15 protein-coding genes are annotated in these 25,521 nt (G+C 34.4%); 5 read left to right on the top strand and 10 right to left on the bottom strand.

Features of this window, described 5'->3' with window-relative positions; translation table 11 throughout:
• Positions 1-479: transposase (locus HHU12_RS18075; protein ID WP_169656597.1), on the bottom strand; the 479-nt coding region annotated here is incomplete at its 3' end.
• A 422-nt stretch (positions 480-901) separates the two neighbouring features.
• Here HHU12_RS18075 and HHU12_RS18080 point away from each other — a divergent pair.
• The gene (locus tag HHU12_RS18080) at positions 902-1,411 is read left to right on the top strand and encodes a hypothetical protein (RefSeq protein ID WP_169658142.1); all 510 of its coding nucleotides are present in this window, start codon (positions 902-904) and stop codon (positions 1,409-1,411) included.
• Positions 1,412-1,520: 109 nt separating this feature from the next.
• Here the strand turns inward: HHU12_RS18080 and HHU12_RS18085 are convergent, their stop codons facing one another.
• Entirely contained in the window at positions 1,521-2,162 is a 642-nt protein-coding gene (locus HHU12_RS18085; protein WP_169658143.1) for a hypothetical protein, read from the bottom strand.
• A gap of 257 nt (positions 2,163-2,419) precedes the next feature.
• On the opposite strand from HHU12_RS18085, the gene HHU12_RS18090 reads away from it, so the two are divergent.
• The 4 genes from HHU12_RS18090 to HHU12_RS18105 all read left to right on the top strand — a co-directional run bounded on the left by HHU12_RS18090 (position 2,420) and on the right by HHU12_RS18105 (position 5,065).
• Entirely contained in the window at positions 2,420-2,863 is a 444-nt protein-coding gene (locus HHU12_RS18090) for a hypothetical protein (RefSeq protein WP_169658144.1), read from the top strand.
• A 258-nt stretch (positions 2,864-3,121) separates the two neighbouring features.
• Positions 3,122-3,661 (top strand): hypothetical protein, encoded by a 540-nt coding sequence (locus tag HHU12_RS18095; protein ID WP_169658145.1) that lies wholly within the window; start codon positions 3,122-3,124, stop codon positions 3,659-3,661.
• Between the two features lie 136 nt (positions 3,662-3,797).
• Positions 3,798-4,310, top strand: a complete 513-nt coding sequence (locus HHU12_RS18100; RefSeq protein ID WP_169658146.1) for a hypothetical protein — start codon at positions 3,798-3,800, stop codon at positions 4,308-4,310.
• A 284-nt stretch (positions 4,311-4,594) separates the two neighbouring features.
• Complete coding sequence (locus HHU12_RS18105; RefSeq protein WP_169658147.1) at positions 4,595-5,065, top strand: hypothetical protein; 471 nt, start codon at positions 4,595-4,597, stop codon at positions 5,063-5,065.
• Positions 5,066-5,191: 126 nt separating this feature from the next.
• Here the strand turns inward: HHU12_RS18105 and HHU12_RS18110 are convergent, their stop codons facing one another.
• From HHU12_RS18110 to HHU12_RS18145, 8 genes are all read right to left on the bottom strand, one after another.
• Entirely contained in the window at positions 5,192-5,434 is a 243-nt protein-coding gene (locus HHU12_RS18110; RefSeq protein ID WP_169658148.1) for a hypothetical protein, read from the bottom strand.
• 201 nt (positions 5,435-5,635) lie between these two features.
• Positions 5,636-5,959, bottom strand: a complete 324-nt coding sequence (locus tag HHU12_RS18115) for a hypothetical protein (protein ID WP_169658149.1) — start codon at positions 5,957-5,959, stop codon at positions 5,636-5,638.
• A 188-nt stretch (positions 5,960-6,147) separates the two neighbouring features.
• A complete protein-coding gene (gene bshB1 / locus HHU12_RS18120; RefSeq protein WP_169658150.1) occupies positions 6,148-6,879 on the bottom strand; it encodes a bacillithiol biosynthesis deacetylase BshB1 in 732 nt (243 codons plus the stop codon).
• A gap of 72 nt (positions 6,880-6,951) precedes the next feature.
• Positions 6,952-7,386 carry a YybH family protein gene (locus tag HHU12_RS18125; RefSeq protein WP_169658151.1) on the bottom strand — a complete coding sequence of 145 codons (435 nt, stop codon included), beginning with the start codon at positions 7,384-7,386 and terminating at the stop codon, positions 6,952-6,954.
• Between the two features lie 68 nt (positions 7,387-7,454).
• Entirely contained in the window at positions 7,455-8,717 is a 1,263-nt protein-coding gene (gene hflX, locus HHU12_RS18130; protein ID WP_169658152.1) for a GTPase HflX, read from the bottom strand.
• Positions 8,718-8,845: 128 nt separating this feature from the next.
• On the bottom strand, positions 8,846-10,018 hold the full coding sequence (locus HHU12_RS18135; RefSeq protein ID WP_169658153.1) for a class I SAM-dependent methyltransferase: 1,173 nt from the start codon (positions 10,016-10,018) through the stop codon (positions 8,846-8,848).
• 93 nt (positions 10,019-10,111) lie between these two features.
• Complete coding sequence (locus HHU12_RS18140; protein WP_169658154.1) at positions 10,112-15,016, bottom strand: fibronectin type III domain-containing protein; 4,905 nt, start codon at positions 15,014-15,016, stop codon at positions 10,112-10,114.
• 168 nt (positions 15,017-15,184) lie between these two features.
• Positions 15,185-24,865 (bottom strand): T9SS type A sorting domain-containing protein, encoded by a 9,681-nt coding sequence (locus tag HHU12_RS18145; protein WP_169658155.1) that lies wholly within the window; start codon positions 24,863-24,865, stop codon positions 15,185-15,187.
• Positions 24,866-25,521: the final 656 nt, after the last annotated feature.

The raw sequence follows: 25,521 nt of genomic DNA on the forward strand, positions 1-25,521 counted from the left end.
TTGACAAGCTTTTTATCTCCTTTGGCTCTACCTTGACTGCCAGCGTCATACCCACCTACAGCAAACTCATCGACCTCAACATACCCCTTCAAAGGATGCTGTAAACTACTTTGCATAGCATATTGCACTTTACGTCTGAAATTTAAACAGCTTTGATAACTCAAGGACAGTTTCTCACTTAAAGTTAAAGTGGACATGCCTTTCTTATCACAACTAACTTTAAATATGAATTCAAAAGCAGTTAGAATTGAAAATTTCAGCTTATGAAATAGGGTATGAGCCGTAACAGACTCATCATATTTACACTTTTGACAACGTCTGGAATGTAACTTTTTACCTTTCATATATTTTGTATGTTCACATTTCCTACATTTGTAATGATCACTCCACTTTAGTGTCGATAAATATTCAAGACAATCTTCTTCTTTTTGAAATGTTGAATAAAATGTTCTATCGTCAAAACCTTCAAAATTGATCATAATACATCTGGTTGTTTGGTTACTTTTACACTAATGTAAATCAGTTAACCGTAACAGAAGTACGTTTTACTATTTAGGGCGATCTAAGTTTAGATACCTAATAAATAATAAAGATACACTCTTATGTTTCAGCATAGGAAAGTAGCTTTATTTTATCAAAAAACAAAAGATTTAATCACCCCATTTCGAACGTTTTTCAAGGTCAGTTCTCAATTAAATCCAGTTGAATAAATACCTGTATCAAGGTTCAGAGAAACTTTTCACTGACTGTGCTTTATTATCAACAGCTTGACTTTTTTACTTGTTTTTTGTGTACTATTCTCCCAATAATTGGAGTGATTTTTGACCCGAAAAGCGAAATGCTTATCAACGTTTTTTAAATATCAATTTAATACTTCACGAAATACTAAACTACGTAAATTATGTTAGAAAAAGAGGATTATAGCGAGCTAATCAAACACATTAAAGAAGGGCGAAAAGTCAAATTATCATCTTCAAGAATTCTTTTCGGAAGAATATTCACAATCATCATTACCACCTTCGTTATTGCTTTATGCAGCTTATACATTGTCAATCATTTGGATGAAGCCATTCACGTACCTTTAATCACGGTCAGTTTCTGCCTTCTGCTTATATTTTTAGTGCTTAAGATTTCATCGTTTGAAATTGAAAATCACAAAATCATTGTTAAAAATGGCTTTGGTAAAAAAGAATTCAAACCCGAAGAAATTTTCACTGCCAAATGCTTCAGCTTCGCTCTTGCAGATCCCTTTAAACAGTCCTATTACACAAAATTAGAGTTTAAGAAAGACGGTAAATTCAGTACTTTTTATATCCTCAATATTTCAACTGCGTCTGATGGATTTATCGAGTTCCCTGATATTCTATATATGAAAATCAAAAACATGTATACTGAAAAAACAGATGCATAACATGAAGCTTTCATAGTGGCAGTTTATCCACTTTGACTTTTATGCTGCAAAAAAAGGGATAAAAATAGCATGCACCATGGTTAAAACTATGGTGCATGAAACCTCCCGTTTAATTCATTCTGGAAGGAACGATATTCAAGTTCAGTTTTTCACCGCTTTCCAATGTCATCTCTAAATTAAATTCCTCGGGGAAAATACCTTTATCAATAGTAAGAATGATTCTTGCTGTAGGTGCCCCTGTTAAAAATGGAATATCTTTCTGGTTCTTTATCGCTTCTGAAATATTGTATTTTTGGTAAGGCCGCTCAGGAATAACTTTGAAAAGGGCAGACAATTCATCACCTGCTTGAATTGAATTAAATTCAACGGGAGCTTTGATGGAAATATTTTTTATCGTGTCAACACTTGCGAAAATAGGTCCCGGAGAAGCATAAGCACTTTGAAAAAATGAAAATGTACTTCGCTGTGAAGTTGTTCCTGCATTGTTGATCTCACTTGATTGCACTAGAAGTAAAATGGTTTTATCGCCTTCAGCAGTCGTGTCTCCATCAAAATGAAACGTAGAGTCAGAATCGATTGCTTTTAGCACACCTACCTGATAAGTCATGGATTCAACTTTAGTTGTTACTTGCCATATTTCTCCTCCTGAACATGAAGGCTCATCTTTTAAACTACATGAAACTGAAATGAAGATAAAAGTACAAATGATCAAGACTGACTTGAAGAGTGCAGAGGAATAGATTGTTCTCATGATATAATTAGTATTAAGTTTTTATGTATTACAATAAGGACAAATAACTTCGGTTAAAGGACAAAGAAAAAGTTTTTTTGAGAAATAAGAATAGACTTTCATCAAAAGTACTTGATTATAAGGGTATTTACCATAAACACCTATTAAATTTCAATTTTGTTTAACCTAAAACAAAATAACACCGTATCAATATACTGTAATCAAAAACACTATAAATTTAAAAACCTATATTACTTTATTTAATTGTTATGAAAAACATGTATAAAATCATTGCTACAGTATTATTCTTTACCATTTCTACTTTCGGATTTGCCCAAGACAACCCACAACAATCTACTGGCAATGGTGGTCACTATCAAGGCACTGGCTCATTAAATGTGGGCATCGGTGTAGGTTTCAATCATGGTGCTGGAGGAATCAACGCTGATTATGAGTTTCTACAAATGGGACAAGATTTCACTATGGCAGCCGCTGTTTCTTATTACGGTTGGGACACTGGTTATTCTAAGCATAATACAATTGGATTAGGTGTTAGATTTAGATGGTATGCTGACAGAGTTTTAGGCATTACATCTAATAAATGGGATGTATTTGCAAGTGGTGATGTTGGATTCGGCATTACAAACTCCAGTTATTACGGAGAAACTCACGGAGGCAATAATGTATCTCCTAATTTACTGGGGATTGGGGATTGGTACTAAATTCCATATCAGTGAAAAAATTGGTCTTCATGCCATTGTTGGTACAGGTGCACAGTTTGGTGTAACTTTCGGCCTGTAAGCACTTCAATCTGAAAAGGTTAGTTCAAGGTACTCTGTTCATCGGGGTACCTTTACTTATGTTATCCAAAAATTCCTTTCCAATTAACAAGCGTTCGAAATATTGATTTTCATTAAGCGACAAAGCAAACTGCTAAAACATATCTTTGTTGGATTAATTATCAACAAATTAATTCAACAATGACCAAACGATTTATTTTTTCAATTGTATTGCTAATTACTGTTCTGTTTTCTTTAGAAAGTACTGCTCAAAATACAAAACGCAGGACATCAAGCAATTATTCAAATGGATCAAAATTCTACCTTAATACAGGTGTAGGCGTCAACACAAGAGGTGTTCCCTTTTATATAGGCCTGGATTACAATGGTGTTCATCCCGACATCTCAATTGGTGGCAGTTTTGGTATTCATAATTACAAGCATTACCACAAAAATCATTATCGTGGCCATAGAGCATGGAATTTATCATTTAATGGTAACTACCACTTCAATAGAATAATGAACATTCCTAACAATTTTGATTTTTATGCGGGTGCAAATATTGGCCTTTACAGCTACAGTGACAGGCATGATTACCCTATTGACAATTGGTCTTACATCCGCATGGGACTACAAATAGGTGGACGATGGTTTATCAATGACACCATTGGTCTGAATCTTCAGTTTGGTGGGGGTACTCAATACAGTGGTGCTAACTTTGGGTTGACTTTTAGGTTGTAATATTGTTTACAGTGAATTTTTTTTCATTAGATTTGAATAAAATATTTTGTTACGAGCTTTATGAATACATTCTATCCTATGAAAGCACTTCCTAATTCGTAACACATTAACTCAATTTTTTATTCTAAACATACAAATGAAAAAGTCAATTCAACTACTAGTCACTCTAGTATTAGTAACATTTTCAAGTTCCGTTTTCGCTCAAAACAGTGCTGATTTTAGAGGTCCTAACACTTTAAACGTGGGTATTATCTCTCATTTGGGTGTGGGTTCTCTTGGTGTACAAGCTGATTACGAAATCGCACAATTAGGACAAGATTTTACAATTGGTGCTTCGGCTTACTATCAAGGTTGGTCAGATACACATTACAATTACAGCTATTTTGGTGTAGGTGCAAGAGTAAGATGGTATGCTGATCGTGTACTTGGTATTACTGATAACAGATGGGATGTTTTTGCAAGTGGTGATCTTGGTTTTAGATTTGGTAACGCCAGCGGAAAAGGAGATTTAAGCAATGTAAGTTCTAGTACTGTCAACCCTCTTTACTTGGGTATTGGTATTGGTGGTAAATTCCACATCAATGATAAAATAAGCTTACAAGCTATTATTGGATCAGGTGCACAGTTTGGTGTAGCTTTCCAATTATAAGATTACATCCTGCCCAACAAGCAGATATATTGATGAGCTTAAAGAGGAGCAGTTCAAGAGATTGAGCTGCTTTTTTTATTGTTCTTTTTCAAGAAAAAAAGGCAGTGAAATAAGAAAATCACATAAATATTCACGCATCAAAAAGGAAATATTTAGTTTTAGTAGCACATATTGATATGCCCTTGACATGTTTCATTAAAAAGGAAATATCAACGATTGTAACTTGGTCATCAAATAGTACTGATGACCAGATAAATGACACTAATAACTCATTACCTTTAAATATGAAAAAACTATTTCTTTTTCTTTTTACAATTATTTCTTTTTGTATGGTAAACACTGCTCTAGCTCAAAGTGGCGGAGGTGATTACAAAGGGCCTGGCAACCTGAACATCGGTTTAACTTCCGGATTCAGTGATTATGGCCTAGGTGTACAAGCAGATTATGAATTTAACCTTGCAAGAGACTTCACTGTAGGCCCGTCAGTCGGACTTCAGACCTGGGACAATGCAGGTAAAACAGGTACATCTATCGGGGTGGGTGCCCGTTTTAGATGGTATGCAGATCGTGTATTTAACCTCACACACCCTAAATGGGATGTTTTTGCGAATGGTGATATTGGTTTCAATATCAATAGTTTCAACAGCTTATGGTGGGGAATTGGTATTGGTGGAAAATTCCATATCAGCGACGGTTTCGGCTTGCAAGCTATTATTGGCTCAGGTGCACAAATAGGTGTGCATTTCCAGCTTTAAAAAATATTTACACCCCAAACACAAGAAAAGCGGTCTCACAACATGAGCCGCTTTTTCTATGGCGTAAATTCTTATCCCCTAAGAACGTACTAATCATCTTTATTTTTAAATTACTGATCTCTTACTCTAACTAGCTTTTAAATAGCCTGTAAGGTTTGTTACATGAAAACCTGTGTGATATGCTTCCTCCTGCATCCATCCCTTCACTCTCACTGTAAATGCTCTTTCGGCATATCCTTTTAAAATCTTTAAGCCTACGGGCTTTAAAATCAATTCTAATTGCTGTCCATCTACTGTATTCAATACCGCAAAGGCATTATTACCATTTTCATGAACATTACTCAATATACCTCTTACAACAGTTTTCATTTTTCCTTTTGTTATTGTATGCTACAAACATAAACAATAAAATGTCAAAATAAAAAACATTGATAATATTTTTAGCTTTTATTTTTATATAAGATGCTGAATCAATACGTTAACGCATTTATCATCTCTAATTTTTGACAAAAAAATAACCATCAATGCTCTCACATTGATGGTTATTTTAATCATATCTTAAATATGTTGCTATTTTTTAGAATGAAATACTGGACATCCTTCTGTATTAAAAACGCTTAATGCTCCATTAATTAGCTCTTCTGATGTGAAATGATTTCCATCACTAGCCATTCTTGTTTCCAGTAAATCAACAATGTTATCGATATACCCTTCTGCCACTGTTCTTGTAATATCAAGTGAATCCTCTCCAATTTGTTTTTTGAAGCGATCCAACTCTCCATCGACGAAAGTCATAAACAGTGAACGGATCTCTAACTTCGTACTTTCCAGTGAAGTAGAAATACGCTGACGGTGATAAGGGCAAAGGTTTGCTAAAACCTTTTGATTGAACATTTTGTTTAAAGAAGATTCTAGACGTTGCATATAATTAGAACTAGGTGCATTATCTCTCGGTACAAAATTACAATTTTTCAGCTAAATCGCACTATTTTCCCAAAATGATTCGTTTTTATTTACATTAATTTACTGATTCCCATAGCAATAAACAATTCAAATAACTTTTATCATATAATAAAATGACTCTAAATTAAATCTAAAATGCTATTGACTTTAATAGGTGCAGATTTGATAAACCCTTCTGCAAACTGTGCTCCTACCCTCTGTCCATACTCTCTTGCTCTTGCTTCTAAAAACTGCATAAACTGAGGTGTAGAGATAAATGTCTGTGGTTCGCCCGGTGCTGCATCAGCTCCTTCTCCCACGAAAAACTGAGAACCAAACGCTTTAATGGCTTCTACTTTTGTCTCCCACTCTTCTGTTACATCTACTACAAAATCAGGCATCAAAAAGTTAGATTGAATCATATGAAAGACGTTTACAGGTCTCCAAGGCTCTTGTGACTTACCGTCTTCAAATGTTTCTACCTTTCTTAAACCACTCATAAAACAGGCATCAACAACCAATTGAGCCCCTTTACCGTGATCAGGGTGGCGGTCTTCAGGTGCATTGGTAATGATAAGATCCGGCTTATATTTTCTTATGATTCTTGAAACTTCCTTTTGATGTTCTGCATCGTTTTTAAAGAAGAAGTCTGCAAACCCTAGGTTATCTCTAACCGCCAAGCCCATAATTTTTGAGGCCTTTTCGGCTTCTTGTATTCTTAATTCAGGAGTGCCTCTTGTTCCCATCTCACCTTTTGTAAGATCAACAATACCAACTTTTTTTCCTTCATTGATGGCTTTCACTAATGTACCAGAACAGCTTAATTCTGCATCATCTGGATGGGCACAGATTACTAAGATATCTAATTTCATTTTTTCTTGATTAATAAACACCTTATTCCTTCTACAAGAAGTCAGAGTGTTTAAGTGGGTATGTTTTTTATATTAACTAGAATGATCAGCAATGATCACCCATTTGTTGTCTATTTTTTTCCAAACTAAAGAAAAGTGACCTTGTAAGTCGTTTGTCTCACGTGACAAATGCCATTTTCCTACTACCAATGCCACATTCTCTGCTAAAAGTTCAGTCTCAATTAATGTAAAGGTTAATTTTCCCATTGCTTTCACATCAGGATATCCTTTTTTATAATTGGCCAATGTTTGTTCCCAACCGTACGTCAAACCACTTTTACCTATAAACATCAACTTTTCTGATTCCCAGTAGCCAATCATAAATTGATCAAGATCTCCCGTATTCCAGGCTTTCTCTTGTGTTTTTAATACTTTATGGATTTGCTGTATTTCTTGTTCAGGGTTAGAGGTAGTCGTTTGGCATCCTATTAAGATCGAAAACAGGAAGAGGTAAATATATTTTATCATGTCAAAAAAATGTTTGCTTGAAAAAAAGACTGAGATTATTGATGTTACAATAATCTCAGCATTCTTTTTTATTCTTCGTCTAAACCTTCTCCATTATCCAATGCTTCTGCCCAATTTTCACCGTGTTTTAACCACAGCTGATTGTAAGCAAATGAATGATGGTTAGGGTAGATCTTGTAGAATTTATCAGAAACTAATTCGAAGATTTTTCGCTTTAACTCCTCTACTCCTTCACTCTTCAAGGCTGAAACAAATACTGAATTGTTTTCTTTGGCTAAATAACTCTCTTTCCACTCCTCAATCGTCGCTGGTGGATGATCTTCAAATGGCGGATATTCTTTGTCCTCAAAGCTGTCTACTTTATTAAACACTAATAATGTAGGCTTATCTGTCGCTTTGATATCTTTCAAAGTATTATTAACCACAGTCACGTGCTCTTCAAAAGATTCATGAGAAACATCCACAACATGAATCAAAACATCTGCTTCTACGATCTCATCCAAAGTGGATTTAAAACTTTCGATAAGGGTAGTAGGAAGTTTACGTATAAAACCTACGGTATCCGTCATTAAGAAAGGAACGTTGTTCATGGTAATTTTTCTTACCGTTGAATCTACCGTGGCGAAGAGCTTATTTTCCGCAAAGACATCCGCTTTACTCAACAATCGCATGATGGTTGATTTACCCACGTTGGTATATCCTACCAATGCCACACGCACTTCCTTGTCTCTTCCTTTACGACGGAGATCTGACTGTACCGCAATTTTCTTCAGTTTCTTACGTAACAAACTGATTTTATCACGGATGATACGCTTATCCGTTTCCAATTCTGTTTCACCAGGACCTTTCATACCTACACCACCACGTTGTCTAGAGTGGTGAGTCCAAAGATTGGTCAATCTTGGCAACATGTATTGGTATTGTGCCAACTCTACTTGTGTTTTGGCTTGAGAAGATTTTGCTCTCATGGCAAAGATCTGAAGGATCAATAATGAACGGTCAATGATCATTACGTCTTCCACTTCTCTATCCAAGTTTCTAGAGTGGGCAGATGATAAGTCGTCATCAAAAATGATGGTATCAATTCCCTCTGCTTTCACATAGGTCATGATCTCCTCCAACTTACCTTTACCTACAAAATATTTCTTGTCAGGATGTTCTAAACGCTGGATAAACATTTTTCTAGTTTCAATCCCTAAGGTTGAAGCCAAAAATGCCAATTCGTCTAAGTATTCCTGTGCTTTTTCTACTTTTTGATCTTTTAAGGCTAAACCTACCAAAACGGCTTGTGGTGCCTTATTATCTCGTATATGATGAAATTCTTTTTTCAAGTAATTTTATTTTTATGACCCACTGAAAGGTCAGCTTTATAACTTTATTCAACCCTAGAATATGGGATTTCAAGTTTTGTTTGAACAAATTTAATACTTTTATCCGTATCAACCTAAGTTCAACCCGTTTACATTCCCAAAAGTGTTTCTAGGTGATGTGTAGTGATACCGTGAATCTTTTTGATTTCATTGATCTGCTCTATCACTTCTGGATTTGGCGTATCTCTGATTTCATCTTGCACTCCCACTACTAAAACATTTTTTGCAGTATGTTCTGTGGCAATAAATTCAAACACCTTCGTCTTGTAACCAAACGCTTCCATGATCAACGCACGGATACCATCTGTCAACAATTCCGCTTGTCTTTCCTTCAGAATACCAAACTGCGTGATTTTACCTAAACTGTCTTGTGGTTCTAATTGCTTACGCACTTGCTTATGACAACACGGAGCACAAACAATCACTTTCGACTGTGCTTTGATACCTCTATAAATAGCATCATCTGTAGCTGTATCACAGGCATGAAGTGCAATCAATAAATCAATTGATGGAAGGTCTACTTCTTTGATGGTACCTTCTTTGAAAGTCAGGTGCTCAAAATTCGATTTCTCTGCAATTCCATTACACTTTTTCACCAATTCAGGACGCATCTCCACACCAATTACTTCTGGAGATTGCTTCACGACATTCTTCAAGTAATCATATAATGCGAACGTCAGGTAACCTTTCCCTGCCCCCATATCTACAACATTATAGTTACTAGAAAGGTCCACATTTTTCAAAATACCTTCAATAATCTCAACATATTTGTTCAGCTGACGGTATTTGTCCTGCATGCTGTTTTTCACCTTAAACTCCTTGGTCGTTACACCCAGTTCTTGAAGGTATACATTGTCTTTTGCATCAATCAATCTTCTTTTTTGCTTGTCGTGCTGTAGCTTAGGCTTCGACTTCATAGAAGCGGCTTTCACTCTCAACTTGGCAGATTGCTTGGGAGAAATCAATAAATGGAAATCGTTTTCTGTAGTATATAAATCAGCATTGAAGAAATCTTCTTCCAAATACTTCATTACTGTTTCTACGATCTCTTCAAAAGAAATATTTTTCGTAATATCATTTGTAGGGTATCTGTAGATACATGAAAGATGTAATCCTTTTTTCAGCTGTGCTAACTTTCCATTAATAGACTTCAGGCCTGCTTCTTTGTTTCTCTTATTTGACAATGTAATTTTTACAAGGGTATCATTTTTCAAACTATCCCTTAAATGCTGTTCAAATTTATCTACATTGATAAGACTCATATTCCTTCTTTTTAAAATTCAACCCACAAAAGTAATGAATTCTAATTCTAAAGTCTTGTGAATTTGAACAATAGCTCTTAATAACTGAATTAACTACTTCTTAATAAGTTTAAAATCATGAATTTTCCCTTTATCAACCACTGATAAAAAGTATATTCCAGCAGGTAATGGATTATGACTGTTGGATAAATGAAGTCCTTCAACAGTGCCATATGCAATTAAGCATCCCTTTGAATTATGCAATAGATATTGTCCTTTGACAGGATAAGAAAATTCAATCTGTTCTAATGAATAATGCGGATGATTGAATTTTAAATAGAGTTTTTTCTCAGTATCAGAAATAGAAGTTATTACTTTTTTATACTCAAAATATAGCGTTTTGGACCAATTGGTTTCAACAGTATTTAAACTATCTATACCGCGTACTTTTATAAACACTGAAGAGTCTAATACCATTGAATAAGTATTTGATGGATGAATAGTTGTTATTGCATCCTTGAATAAAGAATCTGCTGAAGATAAAATTTCAAATTGTTGAGATGCTTGAGTTGAAAAAAGTGATAGGGTGTAAGCATTACTTTCACTGCTTGTAATTTTCACTTCACACTCCCCCATTTCTTTTTCTAATTCCTGTGTTTTAAAGGAATACATCTGATCAGACTCTTGAGAAGGAAATGTAAAATACATTGTACTTACTTTGATGGTATACCAAGTATCCGCCGTAAGATTTTCTAATTTATACTCAGAGGCAGATGTGAAATAAGTCTGTGTATTCCCTAATGAATCAACACAATCTATCTTATATTCTTTTGCTCCTTTTACCTCTTCCCAAACTACCGAAGCACTTGAATCTGTTACTGTTTTAATGACAGGCAAAGGTTGTACATATGCGAATTTTTCTAGGGAAAGAATGTTAGAATAAATGGTTACATACCTATTATCTTTTACTCCTCTTACTCGAATATACTCAGCGTCATAAGAGGTAAGATCAAAGTGGTTTTGTTCCAATACAATGGTATCTTTTTCAGAGATATAAAATGTTGAATCTTTTGAAGTTTCAATTTCTAAGGTATCTAATAGTAAGCTATCAGCATCAATGGCAATAGTATAAACTCCTTCAAAGTGAGAAGCTATTTTACAGGTTATTCCCTTCAGTTCTGGCACTTTTGGAACAAAGGCTTTTAAGAATAATGTATTAGAGAAATAGGTACTATATTCTCCGTCTTTTATACCTCTCACTCTTATATATTTTGAATTCGAAACACTTAAAGTGAATTGATTATTTTTAAGATAAACGGTATCAATAGTAACAGCATTGAATAATGAATCGTCAGAGCGTTCTATTTCTAATGTATCTAATTGTAGCTCATCTACTAATATGGTATATACACTTTCAACACTGGATTGAATTTTACATGAAATTGGCATTATCTCCCTTAAAGTATAAATGGATTTTTGATGACCTAGGCTATCCAACTCTTCATAGGAATAAATAGTGATCACTTCAAAAGAATATAATGTTGAATCATTCAATCCATCTATAACAAGCTCATTAGAGGTCGTGAAAGCTTTATTATTCAGCTCCATATTTTCACCCCACTTGACTAAGTACTTTTCTGCTTCTGCCACCTGATTCCATGATAAACTAATGGTATTATGAGTAACAGCTCCAAATTCGATTTCAGGATTAAAAAACGTTTCTCTTGGCTTATAAAGTGTGATGGACGTCCATTCTGAAAGTGCTCCAATAGAATTAAACTGAGACCTTATATTGAAGTGGTAAAACTGTCCTTCTTTAAGAGGACCAATATTACTTGTTGTGTCTGATAATTGCCCATCTGCGAGTAATACACTGTCAACATCATACAATTCATATTCATATCCTGAAGCTCCAAAGACATCACTCCAAACTAACGAAAGTTCATTATTCTCTATAAATGAAAATGAATGGACTGTGGGAGGTAATAGTCGTTGTTCTCCTTCAATAGTAAAGGTTTCTTCTTGATAAAAATATTCACTTTCTACCCTTAAATCATGAGTGGTTTCCCCTAGGAACTCCGGTAAATTGACCTTTAATTGCTCATTTTGTATTGTAAAATCGATTTGATTTCCATCTATATAAACCTTCTCTACACTTGAAACATTGACTATATCCAATACCAAAACAGTATCGCCTTGATAAAGGCTATTGTAACCTCTTATAGAAAATGCATAAGGAATATAGAACTGAGATGTTTGCTGACCGTCACCATTATGAAGAAATACATTAACGCCCTTTATGGTATCTTCTTGAAGAAGTAAATGCTCTAAAGGAATATCAAAATAGGCATTAAAATCATTTGCTCTACTCAATTGATATTTGTGTACTTTATGATTTTTGGATTGATCCTCGATACTATAAGTTCCCTTCCCCCCTACTATCTCATAATAAATAAACTGATCTGCATGTAAATCGAATAATGTATTGTATTCATTCGAAACCATCAATCTCACATCATTTGAGAGTACTTCTTCCATAGTATCAGCTAGGGAAGTGATATATACTTGTTGGTCTATTATCAAAGAAGTGGGTGATGTTGAAAAATGTAATGCTTCTGATAATTCTGAGTTTTCAAATTGGGCTTGAATTGTATAATCTGACTCGGGTTTTAAATGATAAATTGGAAAGACAGATTGATTGACTGTAAAAACACTATCCCCCATCACCACTGCTATTTCTTCTCCTTTTAATAGATCTGCTTTCACATAAACCAATGTATCATAAACAGAATGTAACTCTAATTCTGGTGTATCTCTAAAGGTCTTCACCTTCGTAAAATTACTGAATAGCCCCTCTTTTATTTTTATTCTAAAACTATAATCTGAATTAGGTTCTAACCCTTTAAAAGTATATTTATTTTGATCTACATCCTCCTCTCGAATGAGTTGATTATCGCTCCAGGCTTCGAGCACAAAGTGATTTCCATAGGCAGTAGACCAAACCAAACTTACACTCGTTTCAGTAATCTTATCCACTATTAATTGAGGTGGTTTGACATGAAGGTTAATCAAAGCCTTCCACCCTTCAGCATTCACACTTCTATCAGCATCAAAAGAAAAAGTCAAAGCACCACTTTCATGATCCGAAAATAAAGGTTGTTGATTGTGATAACTTGAGGTGTATTTTTTTATTAAGTGTTCACTATTCTGAATTGTATCGGCATAAACGGTTAAAGAATCATAGTTATTTTCTAATTGAATATCGATAAATTCCACTGATAATAAATAGTCATTATTGGGTGGAAATAAGGTCTGGACAATCTCTGTCTTTTCAGTATAATCTCCTTCTAACCCTCCCGGATCAGTGTAAACAAAACCATGAGACACCACAAGAGTATCTGCGGATATTTTAATGACATTGTCAAAAAGAGTAGAAGTCTCATAAGGCCGACTCCATTGCAGGCTATCCATAGAAATTGAAAAACCATACTTTTGCCCTGCCACTAGGTCTTTTATTGATAGAATCCCTTCTGTTGTAGAAAAAGCTACTGTATCATCCACAGTTATGCATAACAAGTAAAAAGTTTCTCCCTCAAAACCTTCTTTTGACCATTCTAAATTCAGAAAATCAACTCCTCTTTCTTTAAAAGTAACAGCAGGCCACCCCTTTTCTGTTTGATAATATTGAGGAGGAGAAAAAGAAGATCCTTCTGACCTAAATCTTACTTTATAATTTGTATTGGATGATAAGTGAGGAATAACGATGGTTTCTTGCAATTGGAATGTTTCATTCAATACATTTTCATTATCATCCTCTATTAAGAAATGTAGAGTTTGACCTTTATACTTTATGGGTAAATGAAATTCTAATTCATGCTCTGATTTACTGACAAGTTGAAGTGTATCTTGGTTTTTAGTTTGAAGTTCAGGGAATAGTATAAAGCCACTTTTATTGACTCTTCGATCAGAGGTCATCTGCAATTTCAAACCTGCTGAATCACTAAAAATTTGACGATCTGAAATCACTCCTGTCAATTCCTCTGTCAGATGATCTCCTTGCATAGTACCAACGTCATGTACTCTTAAAAAATCATAGTTGTTTTCTAAATCAAAATGAAAAATATTTAACGATAAAGCTTTTGATGAATCTTCTGACACAAAAAAATGAGATAGGTTTGAGGAAGATAGATAATCGCCATTCATTCCTCCGTTATCGACTATAGTATGATAGTTTCCTACGGTATCTATTTGTTGATCTTCTAAGAGAATAATTTTATTCGTATCAATGGTTAAGAAAGAAATAGGAACTGAAGCTATTGTTTCTTCATATCCTCTTAATTGTATTGAATATTGGTTTCTTGGATTTAGATTATCAACATGAAAAACACTCTGGTTAGTGGTGTAATACTGTACTTCTCCATCATCATTTCTCAATTCAATTTCCACCCAATCTGAAGGTATTTGCTGTTCTGATTTATCGATTTGAAAAGAACAAGAAGTAGCCGTTGATAATAGATCATCAATCTTTAAAAATGATGGTCCGTTGATATAAATAGTATAATCTTCAATTTCTCCATAAGATAGGTTTGCACAAGGAGTAGGGAGTTTATTAAAAGCCATCATCACACGCATTCTTTTCATACCTGATGATGCTTGTGATAGAATGAAACTTCCAGAAACAGGCCCTTTAGATGGATTCACAGAAATAATTTCTTCTCCTTCATCATAGAAGTTTCCATTTTCATTAAAATCAATCCATACCTTCCAGCCCTCCGCATAGCTATCGGCTAAATACCCTGGGGTGAATTGAAATACCACTTCCTCTCCGTAGGATAAAGTGAGGTTTGACGATGTATCAGTAAAACTTTGATAACCGCCATTATTTCCAGAATGTGAGGTCCAATTTCCAATGTCAATTTTCTCAATCCATTCATCCGAGGTATTTCCATTAGGTTTACAATAGTCTTGTGCAAATGAAAAGTAGTTTAAGAATAGCAAAACAAGGGTGATGTTTTTCATAGTTATAGTTAGTATGATAAGTACTTATATGGGTTTTAGTTATATATAAAATACTATGATTAAACTGAATAACATACCTGCTCTGCGAATGTTACTATTCTTTCTTTTGATAAAATAAAAAAGGCCACACTTTTCAGCATGGCCTTTCAATCTATGAAACCTTTATTATTATCTCACAATCAGCTTTTTCACGAAAGCATCTCTACCTGCAACAACCTTCACTAGATAAACACCAGAACTTAATGTACTTGTGTTTAACTCGATCACATCATAGTTAGAAATAGTCTCACGTTCAAAACTATCAATCGTTCTACCATTGTGGTCATAGATAAATACTGAAATTGCTTTTGTATCAATATCGATCAACGAAAGAGTAGTATTCTGTCCATTTGTAGGGTTAGGACTTAATAAGATATCACTTGTACTTCTATCTGAATCTACTAATACGCTAATTGGTCCGAAATACTCGTATTTACCGTCAAAATCAATTTGTTTTAATCTGTAATACATTCTTCCAGCAAAAAGGTCAGTATCAGCATAAGTGTAAGATACATTGACATTACTATTACCTACACCTTCTACAAACCCTGCCTGTTCCCAATTTCGATTATCTCTTGATTTCTCAATAACAAAACCTTCATTGTTGATTTCTGAAGCAGTAGCCCATTGTAACTCTACTTCATCGTCTTTTACTTCAGCATCAAAATAGATCAATTCTACTGGTAGCTCTTCCACTGTAAATCCTACAGAAATCATTGCTTCCACAGTAATATCAGAAGCCATTGTTCTTGCATTACTAGTATTCACTCTAGAGCCTGATCCTCCTTTTTTGTCTTTACTATGTCCAGTTTTAGTATCAAAAATGATCGGGTCACCAGATGTTGATGAGAAGTAATGCTCATCATCCAATAACGCTTCACTGAACTTACTACCACCTACAATGGCTTTTGAAGAATCATTTCCTATATAAGTCCATGTTTCTGACCCTACCGCTGACTCTGCATCTGAGTACAGTAAGAATCTATTTACATCTTGGTTTTCAGTAGAAATATAATTCAACTCTGTAGATACTGTAGCTGGTCCTCCTGCTGGTACTAATGGAACTAAGTGCCATTGACCTTCCTCTACAGTCGTAATATCCTCAGGATACCTACCTACTGATCCTTCTAGATCAATCATATCATGTGTATATTCTACTGACCAAATGATCACATCCTCACTTCTCGCTACTCTAGCATTACTTGCGGTTCTTGTATTAGAAGAATTTTGTTGTGCTGCACTACTTTTCGGCAATGCTCCTTTCGCAGTCAGACTACCGATACCAATTGGTCTAAAACCTCCTTGTAATGAACCTATCGGGAAAATCATACCTCCTGCTACTTTACCATCAATAGACTTCACCTGATAGTGTGATCTACCTAATACATAACTATTACCAGAGCCATTAGACTGTAAATTGTTATTAAAGTCATCATAGAACAAGAATCCTTCATCAGTAGAGTTTACAGTACCACTGATCAACTGTAAGGCATCTCCAACATGAATTGTATCTGTTAATACAACTGATGGTGTACCCAATACATTAAAGTTATGTGTATTATTTACTTTCAAGATTGGAAGATACTCACCTGGGTAAGCACCAAACTTAGCATAAACCGTTTGTGGAGCTGTACCATTTAACTCAAGAGTAAAGTCTCTCAAATCATAATTCAATCCTTTAGATGGCTTTCCATCAACCTCTCTATCTACTTTTTCAATTGTAAGATCTCCTCCTAATTGAATCGATGAATTTAATGCAGTTAACTTCGCTTCCTTTCTTACTGTCAAATCTCCATCAATAGTGATATTGGCACCGGAAGGAAGTTCTAATTCTCCTACATTTGCTACCTCAACACCTCCACCAGAGGTTGTTTTCAAGTCTGACTCTAACTGGAATTTCACACCTTCTCCTACTTTCAAACCATCCTTACCTAAAACTAATAATTCATCACTGAATCTATAAGAAATGATTGGATCTCCATCAGTATAAGCAGAGTTCATTAACTCTAAACCTTTCACATTTGCATACTCTCCAGTTTTAAAGTCATCTGGTAATGGATAAGGAATACCACCTGCATTTGGAGAAGAAAAGTCCATGACTAAAGTACCTGCATCCACAGTATAAAATTCTCTCCAGTTATCAGGAATAGCCATGTTTGATCTACGAACAAATCGACCAGAACCTTTTACTTTATTGAACTTTGTACCAGGAATAGCAACGTTAAAGATTAATTCACCTCTCAAGTCTAGAACATCTTGCTCAAGAGGATTATTTAGAATTACTTTTGCTCCTTCATCAATCAATATATTGGTAAACTCTGGAGCATTCACTAGCGTGGAAGTCCACACCGTATCTTCACCAGCAAGCTTAATTTCAAAAATGGTATATTCCCCAATTTTATTTGAACTAGCATCCAATAAATCATATGATTTCTCTGTACCATCTGCTTTTACCCAAATAGCATCACTCCAATTTTGTTCTGTAGAGAAATCTACTGAAGAGGCTGTTTTATATGGAATTGTATATTTCTTGAAATCATTAGGATCTCCAATCATATACACTCCTGCCACATAACCATTATTGAAAACATGTAATGCATCCTTTGTAAAAGAGGTCTTGAAAATATGATCGCCTTTATCAATATTAGATCCGTCAGATAATATTTTCCATATACCTGTTTTGTCATAGTTGACAGCTTCAACATAAGATGCTTCTGCTGTACCATCAGCATCATTGACGATATCTAACTCATTATAATAAAGCTCAAAATCTATATTCAAGTCATCATTAATTTGAATCTCATCACCATTCTGATCATAAGAAGTCAAGAACCAAGTATAATCCAAAATACGGGCGTCAGCTTCTGTTTTACCATCTGCTATTGCTGGCGAGAACATTTTATCCAAAATGTTTACGTTCACACCATATACACTTGCTCCTGTTGTATACTCTGCTACTGCAGGAGTAAATTTATAAACAGCTGTTTCTGTATCTTCAACTCCTAATGGATAAATAAATGATTTACTTGTTGCTGTATTCGCAGGGAAAAGTTTTGTAACTCCTCCACTTCTTCTCTTTCCTGACAACAGAATCATATTCTGATCAGAGAAACTTGATACTCTACTTCTACCATCAGAACCATTGATCTCAGCATTTTCTGACAATAACATATGATTATCTTTCAATGCTAAAACACCTAATTCAAGCGTCAAAGCATTGTTTATGGTAAATGCATAGAAACTATCACCTATGATCTCTGTAGAAACACCAGAATTGTTGTTAATCTTCAAATAAGAAATATTGATGTTATTACTTCTTATGTTTTGAGTTTGATTACCATTCAGGATTAGAGCCTCTTTTTTGTTATCACTTACAATATCACCTTCTCCAATAAAGTCACCCGTTAAATACAAGGAGTGGTTTCTGTTTAGAATAATGGTAGAATTATCACTAACTGTAAGGTCTCCTTCTACTTTTAATCCATTTTCTTTACCTGATTCAACATCAAAATAAGCTCTATTCAGTTTCAAGATTGTACCTGCTCCAGAAACCTCAAGGTCATTTAATTGGAATGATGATGCATTATTATTATCAAATCTATCAATATTCTGCTGTGTGCCACTGTTGAATTTTACTTTACCTCCATTAGCAATGTAAGCACCATCATTCTCAATGCCGTTTTTAAACTGAACATTAAATCCATTTTGGTTAAACGTTGCTCCTGACTCAATCTGTAATTTACCAGCTAACTGATAATATTTGTCCGTTGATAAAGGCATTAATTTCACCTCTCCAGACTTGATTAATAAAATTGGCAAGTTTACATCATCTGTTGATCTAAAAGTTGATACTTCAGATAAGCCATCTGCTAATTCGAAAACGATTTTAGCATCATCACTAAATTCAGAAGAAAGTGGAGTGATATTCACATAAGGGATTGTAGGATTGATCATCGCACCTGTTTTCACAATAAATGATCTTCCATTTCCAATATTATGATCAAAGTTCAGTTTAATAGAACCCTCGTTATAAATTTCAAAAACACCTCTTTCTTGATGTAATGCAGAAGAAATACCTTGAGATCCTACTTCGAAAGCACCACCTGTTTGTTCGTAGTTCAATTCACCAGTAGTAGTTGTCAACTTTCTTCTCACTTGTGAACCTACTTTGATTATACCATCTTCAAGAAGAATCGTTGATGCTCCACTTGCACCATACTCTATATAGTTTTCCTTACCAGCATCTGCCATTAATAGTGAACCGCCGTTAACATGGATTTTTCCGTCTAATTCAATACCACCATTATCAGATGTTACTCTTACAATTGCATTCTTAGTAATCTTAAGTGTTGTACCTACTGGAATTGCAAAGTTTCCTCCACCTGAGTTAAGGTCGATATCAATATTCGAAGAATTAAATTCAACACCACCCTTCACTAACTGAATTGGCTTTTCGTCAGATGTTCCATCAGCAGGTCTAGCAAAAGAAATCTTATCTTCTACTCTTATGACCTTAGAAGAAGAACCTTTGTTGACTACAAAATCATAAAGCTTAAGTTCATCCGTATCTTTTAAGTCAATTTCTCCATCACTTTCTCCATTGAATACTAAAGATACTCTTGGTACTTTATTGATATCAATCAAATCAAGCCCAACGCCATCATGACCAAACAAATCAAATGTATCAATAGTATTTTTTGACTTTATACCTTCGTTTAAATACATTGTATGATGAGCACCAACCGTAGATACTGAGTAGCGGTCTACCTTGACCTCAGGTTTATTTTCAAATCGAATAGAACCATCTTCATTTTTCTTAATATGGTTATCAAGAAGTAAGAAGTTCGCTTCCACCGTATGATTATAATTACCATCAGTGAAGTATAAATCACCTCCGTTTTTAAGGAAAATCTGACCTTCTATAAAAATATCTCCTTCCGGTTGATCTCCTCTTACATACAATGCCACTTCTTTAAAGATGTCTAAAGTTTTTGCCTTTAAATCACTAGACAAATAAACATTAGCATTTTTCACAAGGTCATCATCATCTGTTTCCTGCTCTCTGTTCCAAAGTTCATACCTTGGGTAAACCTGAATAGAAGGATAAGTTGGAATTTCTATATTATCTCCAGTAGGTACTTGTAATTTAAATACACTACTATCATTCATAGCCCAGCTATTAAAGTCTCCTTCAATGACTGGCCTTGTGATTGAAATAATATTATCATCAGCATCATAAGTAGCATTTATATCAACACTCAATTCTGCAGTACCAGTAACTAAGCCAGGTTTGAAAATAGCACTTTCTTTGATTTTAATACTTTTACCTTCTCTTGACTTAAACTGCTGTTCGAATCTGATTTCTGCAATCGTTAAGTCATAACCCTCAGGAATTACAATTCCTTTAAATTGTTTCCCAACATTATCTCGATCATAACCTGTTTTTGGAGAACCAATAATAGCTACATCACCTTCACCTGGAATATGATATTTTGATAAGTCATCAGTAATAGGGATTAAAGTACCTCCTACTTCAACGTACCAGCTATCTTCATTGGTCCAATCACTATTATTACTTATACCAGCTCTACAGTTTTTACAGTAGTAATAAGCGGTTGGCTCACCTTCAAAAGTGTTTTGCTCACCAAACGTATAACTTGCATTTTCTAGCGCAAAGAAACCTTCAGTACCTACACCACTTTCATCCCAGACTTTATCAAAAGTGATTAAGATTTTATCTTGAGTATAATGTACAGGTGTTGAATTTAGGTTTGATTTGTGCTTTTCATAACCTGGGTTACCTAATGTACCATTATTCGAATAATTCTCATGTAAGGCTAACGTTGTTTCACCTACTACACTTCCATCTTCACCATACTCTCTTTGGTAAGATGATGAAGGATAAGTAATACCAGCGTTTCCGTAAAGCTCAACTAATTTTTCATCACCACTTAAAACTTTACCGCTTACATAACCTGTTACAACATTACCTGCTCCTAAAGTAAACTTATTAGCATCCGGGCTGAATTTGTTTTCTGTATCAGCACCATTATTGACTTGGAAAGACCACTTTACTTTTGGTAATACTGACAAAGAACTTTCATCAAAACCTGATCTCTCTACTCTCCAATTCACTTTTGCAAGATTCCCCCCATCATTATCAGCAGTTTGCAAGACTGTATTCACTGGTCTTACACTTATATAACCATCAATAGCAGAAACATCTTCTATTGATAATCGAGCAGGAGTATATTCAAAATCAGTATCACCATATTTTATAGCCAATGGGAAAAGTAATGTATTGTCTTCTCCATCATACTTATAATATTGAGCCCAAGTACCATTATCTACTTTCAATTTCAGACCACCTGAAGAAGACTTACCATCAGTAAGGATAAAAGATATAATGTCTTTATCATTAAAAACGGCACCTGATTTGACTTTTTTAAGATACTCCTCGAAACGTGGCGAGTCACCAAAACCTGGATCTGTCACAGCATTTCCATTATTGGAATCTCTAGCAATATATTGGAAAGCTGTATAACCTAATTGATCTACTTCTAACTCATAACGACCAATATCAATATAACCATCATAATATACCAAACGGTCAATATGTACATCAGAAGTGAATTCGATACCAGTACCTTCCATGAACATTTTTATGTTACCAAAGCGTGCACCTGGTTTAGTTAACTTTACACCTTGATTCGCAGGTCTTAATTTCAACAATGCATTTGAAGCCGTAACTCCTGGCACAAAAACACCAATTGTACCATAGTTGATAATATCACCTTTAAGAGGTCTTATTGAAAAATCTTTATGATCAAGAACTCCTTTCAATACCTGTAAATCTCCATGGATATCTAAAAAGTTGGAGTTGTTCTGATGGTTTCTGAAAATATCTTTATCTGAATAATCAATGGCAGCATCACTTGCTCTCCAATAAGACGGATGTGCTTTTATTGTAATTTTAGCTTCAGGAACCTCTTTATCGATGATAAAGTGACTTGTGATAAAATTATTGAACTCCGCAAGATCAGAACCAGCTGGTTCAACAAGGTATTCTTGCCCATCTATAGTTCTAGTCTCCATTTCATGATAGCCATTAGGACAACTAGAACATTCTTTCTTTGTATTAGTGACAGTACCTGATCTAGTATCTGTTCTATTTACAACATAATTTATTCCTCCCTCCTCTATATAAGGATATTGGTAGTCAATAAATAACTCTCCATTCTCACGACCATTGAAAACAAGTCTATTGTAAGTGAAATTATCTTTATCATGACCTAAAGCATCATGCTTCTTAATAATTAAACTACCACCAACATAAATATCTTTATTTCCACCTTTGTATAATGCCTCTACTTTGAAATTATTTAATACTCTCAAGTCTTGAACAGGCACCACAACATTAGGATCAGCTCCTGATACATTCCAAGTATTTCCTCTTGAAGTCACTGTCGCTTTGTTTCCTGTTGCAGGATTAAGCTCCATTAATTCTAAGTTGTAGAAAGGCGCTGTACTTGTCAAACCAAAACCTTCGTCAGTCTTAATGATAACAGTACCGCCAGTGACGTTATAGTTAGAAGAAGTAACACCAATAAATAGACCTTTATCCGATCTTCCATCTGTATCTTCAATCATCAAACGGCCACCACTCATAATAAATGTGTTGTCAGGCCAAGGCAATGATAACATACTATGGTTATCTCCATTACCTTTGAATGTGATATCACCAGCATGCTGAATAAAAGCTCCTTTATGTGCACTACCATATGTTGATGTTCTTAACATCTTAGTGAAAACTTCACCTCCATCAACTTGCAATGTACCATCTGTTCTCAGTGTAAAACCTGAAGATGGACCAACTCCATTATTATATAAATCAAGCGTTCCTTCTGTTACTAAAACATCACCATAAATTACTAATGCAGTAGCTTTCTGAGTATCTCCACCCATCGAAACATCAGCTCCAGAAATCCACAGTCTAGAGTTCTGATTGATATTTCTATTGCCTGATCCTGTTTTTAAATCATAAGTAATGTTTCTTCCTAAACGTAATGTTCCTTGAAATAAAGAGAAAGCATAATCATCTTCTTTATTAACTTCTGCATCTTGAGGTCCACCGTAATCACTGGTAGCCATAAGAGAAAACGTCACATCATTTTCTGCATATACATATAATGTATTTTCTTTAAAGGCTTTTTCCACTCTAATCTGAGCCAAAGTAGCATCTGCTGCAATTCGGAATGTTTGCTCTGAAGTTGCATTTACTGCTTTGATTGATAAATCTGGAGCATTTACCTCACCAAAGTTGGTAAAGTTTCCTTGAGTAAGAATTTTATTTCTCACCTTAAAGTTAGAACCATCATCTGCTGCATGACCGTCATAAGTCCATCCTCCATTTTTACCAATGAGAATATCACCGTCAATCGTCAATTCATCACCGCTTGCATCAAATTCAATATTACCACTAGCTATTTCTATATTTCCATTCAGTTTAAGATTTTGGATATACACTTTTTTAGAAGTATCATCCAACTTCACAGATAGATTATTGAACTCGATATTATTAGGGAATGTGATATCAGAAGTACCATAAATTTCTAATGTACCGCCATCTTTTGTAAAAAATCCTTTATCAGTCAAACCGTCTGCTACAGGAATATTATCAGATGAAATTCTTACTACTCCTTCTCCAGTAAGTTCTCCAAAAGTATTTAAATCACCTTTAAAGTCTAAAGTACCCCCCTTTTCCACTACAACTTTTGTCAATGTAGGAAGAGTAGAAGCTGTAGTGACATACTGTCCATTTAAAACATGTATTTCATCACCTGCCTCTGGTCTATTGTCTTTATTATTTGGAATAATAGACAAACCGTCAGGATCCTTCGTCCAAACATAATCATCATCCCATCCTTTAGGAATGTTATGCTTGAATGTATACCACTTAGTGATATCCAAATATTCAGATTCATAGTAATCGCGTACTAATGCCCTTTCATTAGCATCAATAACATCATCATAAATTAATATTTCGGCGATTTCCCCTTTGAAAACATGCTCTCTATCAGATGAATGACTTTTATCTAAAGCTCCAACAAAAATATCTTGATTAACTTCACCTATATATAAAAAGTTAGAATCATCTATTTCAACCCCATCATAGTTCTCAAAATATGAAACTTCCAACATTTTGAAGCTATCATTTCCCTTTGTATAAGGAACGGGGCTATTGCTTTCTGAAATTGGGCCAGTGAACGTTCTATTAAAATTAACAGAATACGATGCACTAGTATTAGAATCCTTAGCTGTAAATCTTATGGTTGGAGGATTTTTTCTTGAATCTAAAAATACTCCAGATCTAATGTCTCCAAAAAGATTCATAAATGCATTTGTTGGAGCATCATTAGCAACTTTATAAATAACAAATAAAGTCTTTGTTTTAATTTTAAGTTCAGGAGCAATAGTTGCTACCATTGCTGCATTTCCATCAAAAAGTATTGTAGGCTTATCATTAAAACCGTTTTCATTATAGTCTGGAGCTTTGTTTATACCTTCTCCAGTTCCTGCATTAAATGAAACTAGCTTATCAGAATCATATTGAAACTTAATTGCAGTTTTATTTCTGTCTCCGTCTACATGGTATCCGTTCCATGAATTATCACCAGCGTTATAATCACCGGCACTGAGTCGGAAGGAATGATTAAGTAAATCATCTACAGGCACAACTTGTCCATAAACAGCATGCCTCTCTACTCCGAGGATTAAACCCAGAATTAGAAGAAAAAATAGCCTTTTCATAATAAAAAATTATGTTTGTCGTGTTAATTGAATCAAAAAAAGGTTTACTTAAAAAATGGTGTACACAGTAATTCGTAATTAATACTCAAAGTTGATTGTTAAGAAAAATTCACCATTAATTTTAAGTAGCTCACAATAAGTTCATTTAATTGAAAATTAATAACACAGTGTAAATGTTAAAATAGAGTTAGATCATCAAAATTTTACGGAAATATATGAAAAATTTAAGATAAATACCCTAATAACTCCTACAAACACAGTGTACTTGTTAAAAGCTTTAACTTTATTCACAGATACGAAGGATGAAATTTCACTTTACTACTAACTTACCATGTATTCGTAAACAAAAGTCAACAACAAGAGAATAGAGAAATTGTTATTTCATAATTTCAAAGTTCCATATTATTCGTTTAAAAAAGAGGACACATTTTAGTCAATTTTTCAAAAAAATGACGAAATAGCCTCCCCTGCTTGAAAAGCTAGAGTACATACTCACAAAAGAGGATCTATTTTTCATACAAAAGGTGACTTTAACTGATTGATTACCATGAAAGCTCTTATTTAGAACAGTAAAAATCTATGAACTAAAAGAATAAATCGATTGACGTTAATTCAAGTTAAACTATCTAACATTCTGCTTTTTACCTATTGAAATG

It is taken from the genome of Flammeovirga aprica JL-4, from assembly GCF_012844305.1.
Classification (GTDB): Bacteria; Bacteroidota; Bacteroidia; order Cytophagales; family Flammeovirgaceae; genus Flammeovirga; species Flammeovirga aprica.